Raw genomic sequence first — 14,283 nt, forward strand, 5'->3', positions numbered from 1 at the left:
GCCGGCGTGTGGTTATTTCTTCAGCCAGCTCATCATGCTGCGCAGCTCAGCGCCCACCTTCTCGATGGGGTGCTCGGCCTGCATCCGGCGCTGTGCCAGGAAGTGGACCTTGCGGCCGCCCTTGTCGCTCATCTCGGTGAGGAACTCGGAAGCAAAGGTGCCGTCCTGGATCTCGGACAGGATCTTCTTCATCTCCTTGCGGGTCTCCTCGGTGATCAGCCGCTTGCCGGTGCGGTAGTCGCCGTACTCGGCGGTGTTGGAGATGGAGTAGCGCATCTTGGAGAAGCCGCCCTCGTTGATCAGGTCAACGATCAGCTTCATCTCATGGCAGGTCTCAAAGTAGGCCATCTCGGGGGCGTAGCCGGCCTCCACCAGGGTGTCGAAGCCGGCGTGGATCAGCTCGCAGACGCCGCCGCACAGCACGGCCTGCTCGCCGAACAGGTCGGTCTCGGTCTCCTCGCGGAAGGTGGTCTCCAGGATGCCGGCGCGGCCCGCACCGATGCCGGAAGCGTAAGCCAGGGCGATCTCCTTGGCCTTGCCGGTGTAGTCCTGCTCCACGCAGATCAGGCTGGGGCAGCCCTCACCCTCGGTGTACAGACGGCGGACGATGTGGCCGGGGCCCTTGGGGGCGATCATGATGACGTCCACATTCTTGGGGGCGGTGATGGTCTTGAAGTGGATGTTGAAGCCGTGTGCAAAAGCCAGGGCCTTGCCCTCGGTCATATAGGGGGCCACCTGCTTGTTGTAGATGTCGGCGCACAGCTCATCGGGCACCAGCATCATCACCACGTCGCCGGCCTGGGCGGCCTGCTCCACTTCCATCACCTTGAAGTTGGGATGGGAAGCGGCGAACTCCTCGGCCTTGACCCAGTGGCTCGAACCCTTGCGCAGGCCCACCACCACGTTCACGCCGCTCTCGGCCAGGTTCTCCGAATGGGCATGGCCCTGGCTGCCAAAGCCGATGACGGCCACCGTCTTGCCGTCCAGGATGCCCAGGTTGCAGTCGCTGTCGTAATACTTCTTGATCGCCATAATCGTTCTCCTTTTGCTGTTTTCCGTTTCAGAACAGATGAAATCCAGTCAAATTCTATCTCCGGTCCCCTCGCGAGGAGCGAAAAAACACGTTATTTGGGGCAGCTGCCCACCACGCCCGGCAGGGGGAACTGGGTGGCCCGCACCTCCTGCGGCGGCTTTTGCATGTGCTGATGCATCCCGCCCCGCTCCAGGGCGGTGACGCCGGTGCGGCACTGCTCCAGGATGGTATAGCCTTCGAACATACGCAGGAAGGCATCGATCTTCTCGGGCTTGCCGGTCAGCTCAAAGATCATGCTGTCAGGGGACAGATCGATGATCTTTGCCTTGTAGATGCTGGCGATCTCCCGCAGCTCGGCCCGGTTGGCCACGGTGGCCGCCACTTTCAGCAGCAGCAGCTCCCGCTGCAGGGCCTTCTTCTCGTCCAGCACAAAGACCTGGCGGGTCACTTCCAGCCGCTCGGTCTGCAAAAGCAGCTGGTCCAGCCGCCGCTCATCGCTGTAAACGGTGATGGTGATGCGGCTGACGGTGGGATCGTTGGTGGCCGACACGGTCAGGCTCTCGATGTTGAAGCCCCGGCGGCAGAAAAGGCTGGACACCCGGGCCAGGACGCCGGTCTGGTTGTCCACCAGCAGGCTGACCACCTGACGCTGTTCCGTACGTTCCATGCTGGTTACCTCCTTATTCCATCATGATGTCGTTGATATCCCCGCCGCCCGGGATCATGGGCAGGACCTTCTCGTCCTTGCCGATCATGCACTCGATCCAGGTGGGGCCGTCGTTCTGCAAAGCCTGGGCAAAAGCCTGCTGGAACTGGGCCAGGTTCTCGCAATGGTAGCCCTTGAGGCCAAAGCCCTCGGCCAGCTTGACAAAGTTGGTCTTGCGGTGGGGGTCGGTCTGGGAATAGCGGCTGCCGTAGAAAGCGGTCTGCCACTGGCGCACCATGCCCAGGACCTGGTTGTTGAAGATGACCGTGATGATGGGCAGGTTGTAGCTGACGGCGGTGCAGGCTTCGTTCAGGTTCATGTGGAACGAGCCGTCGCCGGTGAGCATCACCACCCGCTGGTCCCGCCCGAGGGCCATCTGTGCGCCGATGGCGGCGCCGTAGCCAAAGCCCATGGTGCCAAGGCCGCCGCTGGTGATAAAGCCCCGGCTCCTGGCGTGGTGCAGGTACTGGGCCGCCCACATCTGATGCTGGCCCACGTCGGTGACGTAGACGGTGTCGGGGCCGCACTGGCTGCAGATCTCCCCGATCACCTGGTGGGGCATCAGGCGGCTGGCGTCGGATACGGGATGGTAGTCGTGGGACTGCCAGTTCTGGATCTGGGCCATCCACTCGGGATGCTGGGCCGGCTCGATCATAGGCAGCATGGCCTGCAGGATGTAGGTCGCGTCGCCTACCACCGACAGATCCACCTCCACGTTTTTGTTGACCTCGCTGGGGTCGATGTCGATCTGGATGATGGTGGCCTTTTGGGCAAAAGTGCTGGGCTTGAGGGCCACCCGGTCCGAAAAGCGGGTGCCGATGGCCACCACCACGTCCGCCTCGCTGACGGCCCGGTTGGCGGTGTAGCAGCCGTGCATCCCAATCATGCCGATGTTCAGCGGGTCGCCGTAGGGCACCACGCCCGCGCCCATCAGAGTGTAGGTGGCGGGGATGCCCGCCTTGTGGATCAGGTCCCGCAGGGGCTGGCAGCTGGCCGCGCTGCGCACGCCGCCTCCAAAATAGACCAGGGGGCGCTGGGCGCCGTTGATGATCTCGGCCGCCCAGGACACTTCCTGCTCGTCAAAGGTGGTGACGGTGCGGATGGGCTCGGGCTGCCGGTGGGTGAACTCGCACTTGTTGGAGGTGACATCCTTGGGAATATCCACCAGGACCGGGCCCTTGCGCCCGCTCTGGGCGATCCGGAAGGCCGCACGCATGGTGTCGGCCAGGTCCTCCACCCGGCGGACGGTGAAATTGTGCTTGGTGATGGGCATGGTGATGCCCTCGATATACGCTTCCTGGAAGCTGTCCCGGCCCAGCAGGTCGGTGGATACGTTGCCGGTAAAGGCCACCATGGGCACGCTGTCCATATAAGCGGTGGCGATGCCGGTGACAAGGTTGGTGGCGCCCGGGCCGCTGGTGGCCAGCACCACGCCGGTGCGGCCGGTGGCGCGGGCGTAGCCGTCCGCTGCGTGGGACGCGCCCTGCTCATGGGCCGTCAGCACATGCTGGATCCGGTCGGCGTTCTTGTACAGCTCATCGTACAAGTTGAGGACCGCGCCGCCAGGGTAGCCAAAAATGGTGTCAACGCCCTGCTCACAGAGGACTTCGACAAAAATCTGAGAACCGTTCAGCAGCATTGTTCATCTCTCCTGTTTCCCTATACTTACTCCTGCGGACCGAAGCAGGCGGGCTCCGGCAATAAAGAAAAGCCCTCGCCCCCCGTCTGTTGACCAAGAGACAAAGACCTTGCAAAAAGCTCTCTGCGGTACCACTCTCGTTGACGCGGCTTTGGCCGCGCCCTCTCACGGGCCATGCAGCTGGTGCCTGGCCCCGCACGCTAACGGGTGCATCCGGCGCTGCTTACCGGGCGATGCCTTTGGGCAGCGCTGCTCCGGGAGGACTTTGCGCCCGGCCCGCCCGCCGCCTTGCATCCACCGGCGGCTCTCTGGAGAGCGGGGACCTGTGCGCTACTTGTTCCCATCTGCGCAGTTGATTCTCTGTATTGAACTTTACTATACTAAAAAAACAGGGGGTTGTCAATCGATATATTTTTCGCCTCGCTTCACCCAAAAGATGAAAAAAATTCACTTTTTGACCCTCTGCGCCCCCTTGCCCCTTGCACGCGGAGGGCCCGCGCACTATACTAAAATAGTATGGGCGGCTGGATCGCCCGTCGAATCTACCGGAAATGAGGGGGATCTTTCCATGAAGATACAACAGATCTGTGCGCGTCTGGCGGGGCTGGCGGTGTTCCGCAGCCTGCTGGAGGACCCTGTGGTGGCGGCCTACGGCCGTCTGGCCAAAGCGCTGGCCCAGGGGGCCGGCCTGCAGGCGGTCTGCCAGGCGGCAGGGGAGATGGAAGCGCTGCTGTTTGCGCAGGACACCGACGACCTGAGCGAGTACATCCTGGCCGCCGTGCTGGAGTGTGAGAATATCTGCGCCCGGCAGGCGGCCCGGGGCGCCCTGGCCCCCGGGCTGAAGAAAGCCCTGGAAGGGGAGCTGGACTTTTTGGAGCAGCTGTCCGCTTTGAGCCTGGACGGCCTGCTGGAGGCCGCCGGCCTGGAGGACAGCCGGCGGGAGGAGCTGGCCTTCCTGCCCCGGTGGGAGGCCCATCCCACCGGCCTGGCCGCCGCGTACACCGACCGCCTGGGCCAGATGGGCCGGCGGGGCTATGGGATGTTTGCCCGCCACCATGTCTTTATGCTGGGCGACGAGGGCAAGCTGGCGCCGGTGCGCCACCCCGACCCCCAGCGCCTGGAGGATCTGCCCGGCTACGAGCGGGAACGGGAGAAGATCATCGCCAACACCAAGGCCCTGCTGGCCGGGCTGCCCGCCAACAATGTACTCTTGTATGGGGACGCGGGCACCGGCAAGTCCAGCGCGGTGAAGGCCATCGCCAACGAGTACGCCTCCCAGGGGCTGCGGCTGGTGGAAGTGAAAAAGAACCAGCTGTACCTGCTGCCCGACCTGATGGACAAGCTGGCGGCCAACCCCCTCAAGTTCATCCTGTTCATCGACGACCTGAGCTTTGCTTCCAACGACGACAACTTTGCCGCCCTCAAGGCGATCCTGGAGGGGAGCGCGGGGGGCCGTGCGGCTAACCTCGCGGTGTATGCCACCTCCAACCGGCGGCATCTGGTCAAGGAGACCCTGTCCGACCGCACCGGCGATGACCTGCACGAAGCGGATACCCGCCAGGAACTGCTGAGCCTGTCGGCCCGGTTTGGGCTGATCGTCACCTTCCAGCGCCCGGACAAGGCCCTTTACAGCCAGATCCTGCTGCAGCTGGCCAAACAGTACCAGATCCCCATGCCCTCCGATCTGCTGATCACCCGGGGCGAGGCCTTCGCCATCCGGGCCGGGGGACGCAGCCCCCGGGCCGCCCGCCAGTTCATCGAGCAGTGCCGGGCCGGCATGGTCTGATCGTTTGCCGCGGCTTTGCGTTTGGGACCGGTTCCGACTGTACGCATCGGACGTACAGCCGGGACTTTTTTTGACCCCGGGCCACGGCTCCCGGCCGTGCGGAGGAAACGGGGAACGATTGCACAAGTTTGAACGTTTTTGTTTGTACAATAAGGCGAAAAAACGCACGAAGGATGGATTTGTCACTTTGCACAATTTTTAACGTTCACTTTTATGCAATAAATTGGACAAGAAACTGTGCAAGAAATGTGAAAAATAGGGCTTTCCGCCTTGACAATTCAAGGGAAAACCTGTAATCTATTGTTCGTACACGAACAAAAACGCCGGGCCATGCCTGGCGCGCAAGGGGGGTGGGATAGGTTGGAAAAGGATTGCGGCGCATGGATCAATCTGTTGTCCCGCAAGGTAAAACGCCGTCTGAACGCCACTTTGCAGGGGGTGGACATCACCTTCATCCAGAGCCAGGTGATCTTCTACATCCTGAACCACTGGCAGGAGGCGCCGGTTTTCCAGCGTGACATCGAACAGGTTTTCAGTCTGAGCCGTTCCACCGCCACCGGCATTCTGCAGCAGCTGGAAGAAAAGGGGCTGCTGCGGCGGGAGAGCGTGGAGAGCGACGCGCGGCTGAAAAGCCTTGTGCCCACCGACCGGGCCGCCCAGCTGGATGCGGAGGTGCGGGCCTGCCTGCGCCAGACCGAGGAGGTGCTGACCCGGGGATTGTCCGGCGGGCAGGTACAGCTGTTCAAGGAGACGCTGGCCGCCATGGCGCAGAACCTGGATGACGCCGAAGCGGAAAACGCCCGCTGACGGCGCCCTCTGCGCCCCCAACAAGTTCGCGCAAGAACAAACATTGTAAGGAGGAATACACGAGGAATGAATCATATCGTCAAGACCTTGTCCCACAGCATCCGTGAGTACAAGAAGACCTCGATCCTGACCCCTCTGCTGGTGACGGTGGAAGTGGTGATGGAATGTGCGATCCCCTTTGTGATCGCCAATCTGGTCAACCAGATGCAGGCCGGCTGTACGATGGACGTCATCGTGCGGTATGGCATCCAGCTGCTGGCAATGGCGATCATCTCGCTGGTGTTCGGCGCTGCCGCCGGCGCCACCTGTGCCAATGCATCGGCCGGCTTTGCCCGCAACCTGCGCAAGGATATGTTCTACCATATCCAGGATTATTCGTTTGAGAACATCGACAAGTTCTCGGTCTCCAGCCTGGTCACCCGTCTGACCACCGACATCAGCAACGTCCAGCTGGCCTACATGATGATCATCCGCGTGGCGGTGCGCTGCCCCCTGATGCTGGTCTTTTCCTTTGTCATGGGCTTTGTGATGGGCGGCCGTCTGGCCATGATCTTCCTGGTCACCATCCCGCTGCTGCTGATCGGCCTGCTGCTGGTCATCCGTGCGGCCACCCCTTTGTTCCGGCAGGTGTTCCGCAAGTACGACGCCCTGAACGATTCGGTGCAGGAGAACGTCCAGGCCATGCGGGTGGTCAAGAGCTACGTCCGTGAGGACTACGAGAAAAAGAAGTTTGCCGCCGCCGCCGAGAACGTCCAGCGGGACTTCACCAAGGCCGAGCGGATCATGGCCCTGAACGGCCCCATGATGCAGTTCTGCATCTACACCGGCATGGTGTTCGTCATGTCCTATGGCTCCTACACCGTCATCACCACCCAGGGCCTGGCTTTGAACGTGGGCCAGATGTCCTCCATGCTGACCTACAGCTTCCAGATCCTGATGAGCCTGATGATGCTGAGCATGGTCTTTACCATGATCACCATGTCCCAGGAGTCTGCCGAGCGTATCGTCCAGGTGCTGACCGAGGAGAGCACCCTCACCAGCCCCGCCGATGCTCTGACCGAGGTCAAGGACGGCTCGGTGGATTTCGACCACGTCAGCTTCAAGTATTCCAAGACCGCCGAGCGCAGCGCCCTGTCGGACATCGACCTGCACATCCAGTCGGGCGAGGTCATCGGCATCCTGGGCGGCACCGGTTCGTCCAAGTCCAGTCTGGTGCAGCTGATCCCCCGCCTGTACGACGCCACCGAAGGCAGCGTCAAGGTGGGCGGCGTGGATGTGCGCCGGTACGATCTGGAGACCCTGCGCAACCAGGTGGCGGTGGTGCTGCAAAAGAACGTCCTGTTCTCGGGCACCATCAAGGACAACCTGCGCTGGGGCAACCCCGGCGCCACCGACGAGCAGATGCTGGAAGCCTGCCGCCTGGCCCAGGCCGACGAGTTCATCCAGCAGTTCCCCGACAAGTATGACACCTGGATCGAGCAGGGCGGCACCAACGTCTCGGGCGGCCAGAAACAGCGCCTGTGCATTGCCCGCGCCCTGCTGAAGAAGCCCAAGATCCTGATCCTGGACGACTCCACCAGCGCCGTGGACACCCGCACCGACGCCTTGATCCGCAAGGGCTTCCGGGAGTTCATCCCCGAGACCACCAAGATCATCATTGCCCAGCGTGTGTCCAGCGTGCAGGACGCCGACCGCATCATTATGATGGAGGGCGGCCGCATCGTGGACGTGGGCAACCATCAGGAGCTGATGGAGAGGAACCAGGTCTACCGCGACCTGTACACCACCCAGAACCGCTCCAGCATCGGCCAGACCCAGAACGGAGGTGACAAGGATGCCGAATAACACCACCAGCACCCAGCGGGGCCGGCGCGCTCCCAAGGGGGTCATGCCCCGGCTGATCCGCACCATCTTTTCCTTCTATCCGGTGCTTCTGCCCATCACCATCTGCTGCATCCTGGTCAACGCCATCGTCAGCTCGATGCCGTCGGTCTTTATGCAGAACGTGATCTCCATCGTGGAGGAAGTATACCGCGCAGGGGACTGGGCCAGCGTGTCCGGGCGCATTTTCCGCCTGGTGATCATCCTGGTCACCCTGTACGTCATCAGCCTGGCGGCCGGCGCGGCCTTCAACCAGATGATGGCCATCATCACCCAGGGCACCCTGGCCAAGCTGCGGGAGAAGATGTTCGCCCATATGCAGGATCTGCCCATCCGCTACTTCGACACCCACAACCACGGCGATATCATGAGCTTCTACACCAATGATATCGACACCCTGCGCCAGCTCATCAGCCAGAGCCTGCCCCAGCTGATGATCTCCGCCATCACCCTGCTGAGCGTCTTCTGCATCATGATCTATTACAGCATCTGGCTGGCGCTGGCGGTGCTGTGCGGCGTCATCGTCATGTTCTTTACGGCGCGGTACGTCAGCAGCCACTCCTCCAGCTACTTCCTGCAGCAGCAGGTCACCCTGGCCAAGGCAGAGGGATTCATGGAGGAAATGATGACCGGCCAGAAGGTCATCAAGGTGTTCTGCCACGAGGAAGGCGCCAAGGCCGATTTCGACAAGGTGAACGACGCCCTGTTCGAGAACAGCGAAAAAGCCAACCGCTACGCCAACATCCTGATGCCCCTGCTGGGCAACATGGGCAACGTCACCTATGTTCTGGTGGCCCTGGTGGGCGGCAGCCTGCTGCTGAACGGCGCGCCCAACCTGAGCCTGTCCGGCATGGCCCTGAACATCAGCATCGTGGTGCCCTTCCTGAACATGACCAAGCAGTTTGCGGGCGCCATCGGCCAGGTGTCCAACCAGGTTAACATGGTGGTCATGGGCCTGGCCGGCGCCCACCGCATCTTTGCCCTGCTGGATGAGGAGCCCGAGGTGGACGAGGGGTACGTCACCCTGGTCAACGCCCGCGAGAAAGAGGACGGCACGCTGGAGGAATACCCCGAGCGCACCAACGTCTGGGCCTGGAAGCACCCCCACCACGACGGCACCATCACCTACACCCGCCTGCGGGGCGATGTGCGGTTCTATGACGTGGATTTCGGCTATGTGCCCGAAAAGACCGTCCTGCACGACATCTCCCTGTATGCAAAGCCGGGCCAGAAGGTGGCCTTCGTTGGCTCCACCGGCGCCGGCAAGACCACCATCACCAACCTGATCAACCGTTTCTACGACATCCAAGACGGCAAGATCCGCTACGACGGCATCAACATCCGCAAGATCAAGAAGGCGGATCTGCGCCATTCGCTGGGCATCGTGCTGCAGGATACCAACCTGTTCACCGGCACCGTCATGGAGAACATCCGCTACGGCAACCTGGAAGCCCATGACGAGGAGTGCATCGCTGCGGCCCGTCTGGCCGGCGCCGATGATTTCATCCGCCGCCTGCCCGACGGCTACAACACCATGCTGACCGGCAACGGCGCCAACCTCAGCCAGGGCCAGCGGCAGCTGCTGGCCATCGCCCGCGCCGCCGTGGCCGACCCCCCGGTGATGATCATGGATGAGGCCACCAGCTCCATCGACACCCATACCGAGGCCATCGTGCAGCGCGGCATGGACGCCCTGATGACCGGCCGCACCACCTTTGTCATCGCCCACCGTCTGTCCACCGTCCAGAACGCGGATGCCATCATGGTGCTGGACCATGGCCGCATCATCGAGCGCGGCACCCACGATCAGCTGATCGCCCAGCACGGCACCTACTATCAGCTGTACACCGGCGCACTGGAACTGGATTGATCCGCCCGCTGGGCATCGGATACACCTTCAAATCTTTCAAAAAGCCCGCCGCACAACTGTGCGGCGGGCTTTTTGCGCCTGTCTGTCCGGAAATGTACCCGGTGCAAAAGCAAACAGACCGGTTTGGAAAAGTATACCTTTCCAAACCGGTCTGAGCGTCCATTCTTTGTGAAAAATTATATCACAAAATCGTACCTCCCGCAATCGAAAACCTGCTGCACACCATCCAAAAATACCAGTCCGGAATTGTATACCCTTCCAAACCTCCGGCTGAAATTCGAATTTGAATATGGAGGTAAACGTATGAACGTCAAAAAATGTGCGGCCCTGCTGCTTTCAGCTGTTTTTGCGGTGCTGGCGCTGGCGGGCTGCGGCAGGGACGATTATTCCACGCTGGCGGCCAAAACTGTTAATGAAGCTCAAGGCCAGCAAGTATCAGTTTATTTTGATACTGACCAGAAATTCACCGATGCTCTATGGGATGCGCTGGAGGAAAAAATACAGGTTTCTGATGTACAGCAGGCTATGGCGCAAAACAGCAGTATACAGGAACTGCTAAAAAGCCGCTATTCTCTGACTGTATATGCAGCCAACGGTAAACTGAAACCGGAGGATGCGGCAAACCAAATTGCGCAGGAAATCCTTAAAATCCTCTCTGGAAAACAGAAGGACGGTTTCATCAGCATGGTCAAAGCGGACAACAACTATTACTATGTTGCTGTGCTGACCTATCGCACCGGTGGTTCCAATAGTGGAAGCAACAATAACACTGAAGACAATGAAAAACCTACGATTCCTGAAGAACCCGATTCAAAGCCTGAAGAACCCCAATGGGTTACATGGAATGCTCAAACTGGTACTCTTACATTTAAAGCTGGAGCAGCTAAAGCTATAGGTAATACGACATTGTATACCAGCGAATTTTACACTAATAAAGTTAAAAACGCGCTAATTGAATATGGAGATCTCGAAGAAGGTGCGCCATTTTCCTATTCTGATGTCATACATTTGATTACTGAAGAAGGCTGCGGATTTAAAACAATAGCTGATAATAATAATTTTAAGGATAACACAAAATTAAAAACCATCGAATTAAATGACATTCGGACCATAAATAGTTCTGCCTTTGAAGGTTGTACTAGCTTGTGTATAGAATTGAACCGAACCACTCTTCCAGATGTTCAGTTGATAGGGTATAATGCGTTTAAAAATACTGGCATTACAGCTATTGATCTCCCTAATTTTAACCCTCAACCGAATCATAGTCGAGATTATGCATTTTCAAATTGCAAGTCGTTGGTCAGTGTTAATTTGCCTGACGCCACTTCAATCGGAATAAGCGTATTTGAAGGCTGCACATCTCTAAAAAATGTCACATTGCCTGAAGTGACAGAAATTGATCCGGATGCATTTAAAAATACTGCTATCGAAAAAATTGCATTACCGTCAGCTACGGTGTTAAATGGCAGCGTATTTGAGAACTGTACGAAATTAACATCTGTGGAGTTGCCAAAAATAGAACATATTAACAACAATTATTGCTTTGATAATTGCACTAATTTAACACATCTTAGGTTAGGTGATACATTGCAAACAATAGATTACGCTTTTATTTTCGGCAGCAGATACCCATCAGATCTACACATATATTATGGAAATTCTAATGAGGCATTTGGAACCGCTGTTCAAAATGGAGACGTGGAGATCAAAGGAGATAAAGTAGAAAATCCCCGATTTCATTTTTATTTTGAAGAATCCCTCGGAAGAGAAGCCAACTATTTACCTTATAGTGCATGGCCTGTCAATTGAGCTGCGTTCATTTATGAATCAATACTTATCGTTACTGGACTACCTGGCCCTGCGGGCAGGCTGCACATACTTGAGCGACCTGCACCGGCCGGGGCCGGGCCAGCGGGCACGGCTGCGCCGGGCGCTGGCTGAACTTGCGCCCGACTGCGCGCCCCAGCGGGAATGGGATGACGCGGTGGCCTACCTCACCGGCGGGCCGACCGCGCCCAGCCCTGAAGCTGCCCAAGCCGCCCTGCTGGACTGGCTGGCCCAGCCATAAAAGAAAACGCCCCCGGCTCTCCTGCAAAGAGGGCCGGGGGCGCTGTTTGTTACCCTGCGGGCTGGCGCTTTTTCAGGATGTTGTACCCCACCACGCCGCAGATGACGATGGCGGCCCCCGCCAGGGCAAAGGGGCCGACCCGCTCGCCATAAAAGGCGGCCACCAGCAGGGGATTGAGCACCGGCTCGATGCCGGATACCAGGCTGGCCGTCACCGGCGGGGTGGTGCGCAGGCCGATGGTCAGCAGGATATAGGCCACCGCCACCTGGAACACCCCCAGCACCACCAGGCTGACCAGGGCCGTCTGGGTGAACTGCGTTTCCTGCAGCAGGAAGGGCAGGCCGGTCACCGCCGACAGTACATCCCCCCAGAATACCGCCGAGATGGCGTCGGCATCGGGGAAGTCGTTGAGCAGGAACACCCCACCATAGGCCGCCCCCGAGAGGATGGCCAGCAGGTTGCCCAGAGCGCCTCCCGCCTCCAGGCTGTCCACAAAAAAGAACAGCACCCCGCCAAAGACCACGGCGCAGGCGGCGAGGTCCAGTTTTTGGGGCTTTTTGTGCCAGAACAGCGCCGAAAACACGATCACAAAGATGGGCGCGGTGAACTGCAATACGATGGTGTTGGCGGCGGTGGTCAGCTTGTTGGCCACCGAATACAGGGCGTTGGTGCCAAAGATGCACAGCGACCCCAGCAGGATCCAGCGGTTGAACCGGGGCGGGTGCCGTATGACCGCCAGATACCCCCCGATGACCACCAGGGCGATGGCGGTTCGGCCCCCGTTGATGGCCATGCCGTTCCAGGGGATCACCTTGATGCACAGCCCGCCGATGCTGTACAGCAGAGCGGCCAGAAAAACGCACAGGGTGCCGGTGCGGGCGTTGGGCTTGTTCATAGGGCGGGGCCTCCTTTCCGGCCGGGGTGGAGCATGGCCCATTGCAGGCGGCTGAGAAACTGCGCAGCCTGCTGGCCATCCATCTGGACATGATGAAACTGGAACGAGATGGGCAGCTTTGCCCCCAGCAGCCCCCGGCGGCACTTTCCCCACAGTAAAAACGGGTTGTTGTACATCCCTGCGTAGATATTGACGGCGCTGTCCAGCGCAAACCCGGGCAGCGCGGAGGTGCCGATGACCATGTAGTCCTTCCCCAAAGCGTAGTCCCGGCCGGTGTCCCGCACCCGGCGCGTCAGGGTCAGATAGTCCCGGTTGAACCGGGCCAGGTTCCCGGAAAAGGGGACGTCGCAGGTAGCGATCCCCCCGGCCCGGGTGGCCACCACCACATTGACCGCCAGCTTGTCATAGCGCAGCAGCTTGCCGTCCACCGGCAGCAGGTAGAATTCCGGGGTCTGGCTGGCGGCCTGACCGATGCACCAGCACAGCAGCATATTGAACTTGAAGCCCCGCCGGGCCAGACGGAGCAGCCTGCCCGCATCGAAGGTGCCCGTCAGGGTGACCATGGGCATGGGCGCGCCCATCCACGCCGCAAAGGCGGCGGCCCGGCTGGTCCGGCCGGGATCGATCTCTTGTGCCATCGTTTCTCCTTTCACAGCCTGCGTACAAAGGCGTCGATTTGCTGATTGACAAAGGCGGGGTTGTCGGTGTTGGAGTTATGGCCCGCATGGGGGACCCACACCAGAGGCAGGCCGGTGGTTTTGGCCCAGGCCCGGTTGTACCGCCGCGTGCTGGCGGCCTGGTCGCGGCTGCCGCAGAGCAGCAGCGCCGGGCAGTCGATGGGGTAGGGCAGGTCCGAGGCGATGGCGTCTGCCAGCATCCGGAAGCCGTGCCCGGCCAGGGCGGCGTACTCGCTGTGGGTATAGCCGTCCATCATATGGCGCATCAGGGCCTGGCCGTAAATGCTCCGGGCGCAGCCGCTGGCCCCCGCCTGGCGCAGCGCCTGCCAGGGGTACAGGCGGTAGACCGGTTCGCACCGGCGCAGCATCCAGAGCTCGGCGGCCGTGGTATACCGCCGCCCCAGCGGGGCCGAGTCGATGGAGATGAACCCCGCCGCCTGCCCCGGAAACTGCTGCAAAAAGCTCTGGGCCACATACCCGCCCATGGACTGTCCCACCAGGCAGAACCAGCTCACCCCTTCCTGCTCCAAAATGGCGTGCAGCCACCGGGCTTTGTCGGCCAGACCGAAAGTGAGGGCAAAGGGCCGGGATGCCCCATGGCCGGGCGGGTCCCAGGCCAGCAACCGCCACCGCCCCCGGAACGCTTCGATCTGCCGGTCGAACAGTCGGTGGTCGGCGGTCAGACCGGGCAACAGTACCAGGGTCATGGGGCCCGGCGCACAGGCATCGGTCCAGTAATGGATGGAGCCCTGGGTGGTGTGATGGATCTTTTCCTGCATAGCGCTGCCCTCCCGCACGTTTTGCCTGATTATAGCAGGTTTTGCCGGTGTCTGCAAGGCCGCAGGGTTGCGGCCGGGAGCGGTTAATGGTTCGATGCAAGGATACAAGGGGGAGATTTGGGTTTTGCTTGGGCCGTGTTAG

12 protein-coding genes are annotated in these 14,283 nt (G+C 60.3%); 6 read left to right on the forward strand and 6 right to left on the reverse strand.

Annotation, left to right across the window (positions count from 1 at the left end; genetic code table 11):
* Positions 1-12 precede the first annotated feature (12 nt).
* From ilvC to ilvB, 3 genes are all read right to left on the reverse strand, one after another.
* Positions 13-1,032 (reverse strand): ketol-acid reductoisomerase, encoded by a 1,020-nt coding sequence (gene ilvC / locus B5G12_RS03800; protein ID WP_087230816.1) that lies wholly within the window; start codon positions 1,030-1,032, stop codon positions 13-15.
* A 92-nt stretch (positions 1,033-1,124) separates the two neighbouring features.
* Positions 1,125-1,700, reverse strand: a complete 576-nt coding sequence (gene ilvN / locus B5G12_RS03805; RefSeq protein ID WP_087323927.1) for an acetolactate synthase small subunit — start codon at positions 1,698-1,700, stop codon at positions 1,125-1,127.
* A gap of 13 nt (positions 1,701-1,713) precedes the next feature.
* Positions 1,714-3,378, reverse strand: coding sequence for a biosynthetic-type acetolactate synthase large subunit (gene ilvB / locus B5G12_RS03810; protein ID WP_087323929.1), 1,665 nt, complete (start codon positions 3,376-3,378; stop codon positions 1,714-1,716).
* Positions 3,379-3,946: 568 nt separating this feature from the next.
* Between ilvB and B5G12_RS03815 the strand changes: the two genes are divergently transcribed.
* The 6 genes from B5G12_RS03815 to B5G12_RS03840 all read left to right on the forward strand — a co-directional run bounded on the left by B5G12_RS03815 (position 3,947) and on the right by B5G12_RS03840 (position 11,790).
* A complete protein-coding gene (locus B5G12_RS03815; protein WP_087323931.1) occupies positions 3,947-5,164 on the forward strand; it encodes an ATP-binding protein in 1,218 nt (405 codons plus the stop codon).
* A gap of 360 nt (positions 5,165-5,524) precedes the next feature.
* Complete coding sequence (locus B5G12_RS03820) at positions 5,525-5,971, forward strand: MarR family winged helix-turn-helix transcriptional regulator (protein ID WP_158099675.1); 447 nt, start codon at positions 5,525-5,527, stop codon at positions 5,969-5,971.
* A 66-nt stretch (positions 5,972-6,037) separates the two neighbouring features.
* The gene (locus tag B5G12_RS03825) at positions 6,038-7,816 is read left to right on the forward strand and encodes an ABC transporter ATP-binding protein (RefSeq protein WP_522731425.1); all 1,779 of its coding nucleotides are present in this window, start codon (positions 6,038-6,040) and stop codon (positions 7,814-7,816) included.
* Positions 7,806-9,722, forward strand: a complete 1,917-nt coding sequence (locus B5G12_RS03830) for an ABC transporter ATP-binding protein (RefSeq protein WP_087323936.1) — start codon at positions 7,806-7,808, stop codon at positions 9,720-9,722. The genes B5G12_RS03825 and B5G12_RS03830 overlap by 11 nt, the downstream gene beginning before the upstream one ends.
* Before the next feature lie 303 nt (positions 9,723-10,025).
* Positions 10,026-11,531 (forward strand): leucine-rich repeat domain-containing protein, encoded by a 1,506-nt coding sequence (locus B5G12_RS03835; protein WP_087323938.1) that lies wholly within the window; start codon positions 10,026-10,028, stop codon positions 11,529-11,531.
* Between the two features lie 13 nt (positions 11,532-11,544).
* Entirely contained in the window at positions 11,545-11,790 is a 246-nt protein-coding gene (locus B5G12_RS03840) for a hypothetical protein (RefSeq protein WP_087323940.1), read from the forward strand.
* A gap of 49 nt (positions 11,791-11,839) precedes the next feature.
* On the opposite strand, the gene B5G12_RS03845 is transcribed toward B5G12_RS03840, so the two are convergent.
* Genes B5G12_RS03845 through B5G12_RS03855 form a run of 3 tightly spaced genes read right to left on the reverse strand, consistent with a single transcriptional unit; the run spans position 11,840 to position 14,141 of the window.
* Complete coding sequence (locus B5G12_RS03845; RefSeq protein WP_158098341.1) at positions 11,840-12,685, reverse strand: DMT family transporter; 846 nt, start codon at positions 12,683-12,685, stop codon at positions 11,840-11,842.
* A complete protein-coding gene (locus tag B5G12_RS03850; RefSeq protein WP_087323944.1) occupies positions 12,682-13,323 on the reverse strand; it encodes a CatA-like O-acetyltransferase, family 2 in 642 nt (213 codons plus the stop codon). The genes B5G12_RS03845 and B5G12_RS03850 overlap by 4 nt, the downstream gene beginning before the upstream one ends.
* A gap of 11 nt (positions 13,324-13,334) precedes the next feature.
* A complete protein-coding gene (locus tag B5G12_RS03855) occupies positions 13,335-14,141 on the reverse strand; it encodes an alpha/beta fold hydrolase (protein WP_087323946.1) in 807 nt (268 codons plus the stop codon).
* Positions 14,142-14,283: the final 142 nt, after the last annotated feature.

Source organism: Faecalibacterium sp. An58, from assembly GCF_002161515.1.
GTDB lineage: Bacteria > Bacillota > Clostridia > Oscillospirales > Ruminococcaceae > Faecalibacterium > Faecalibacterium avium.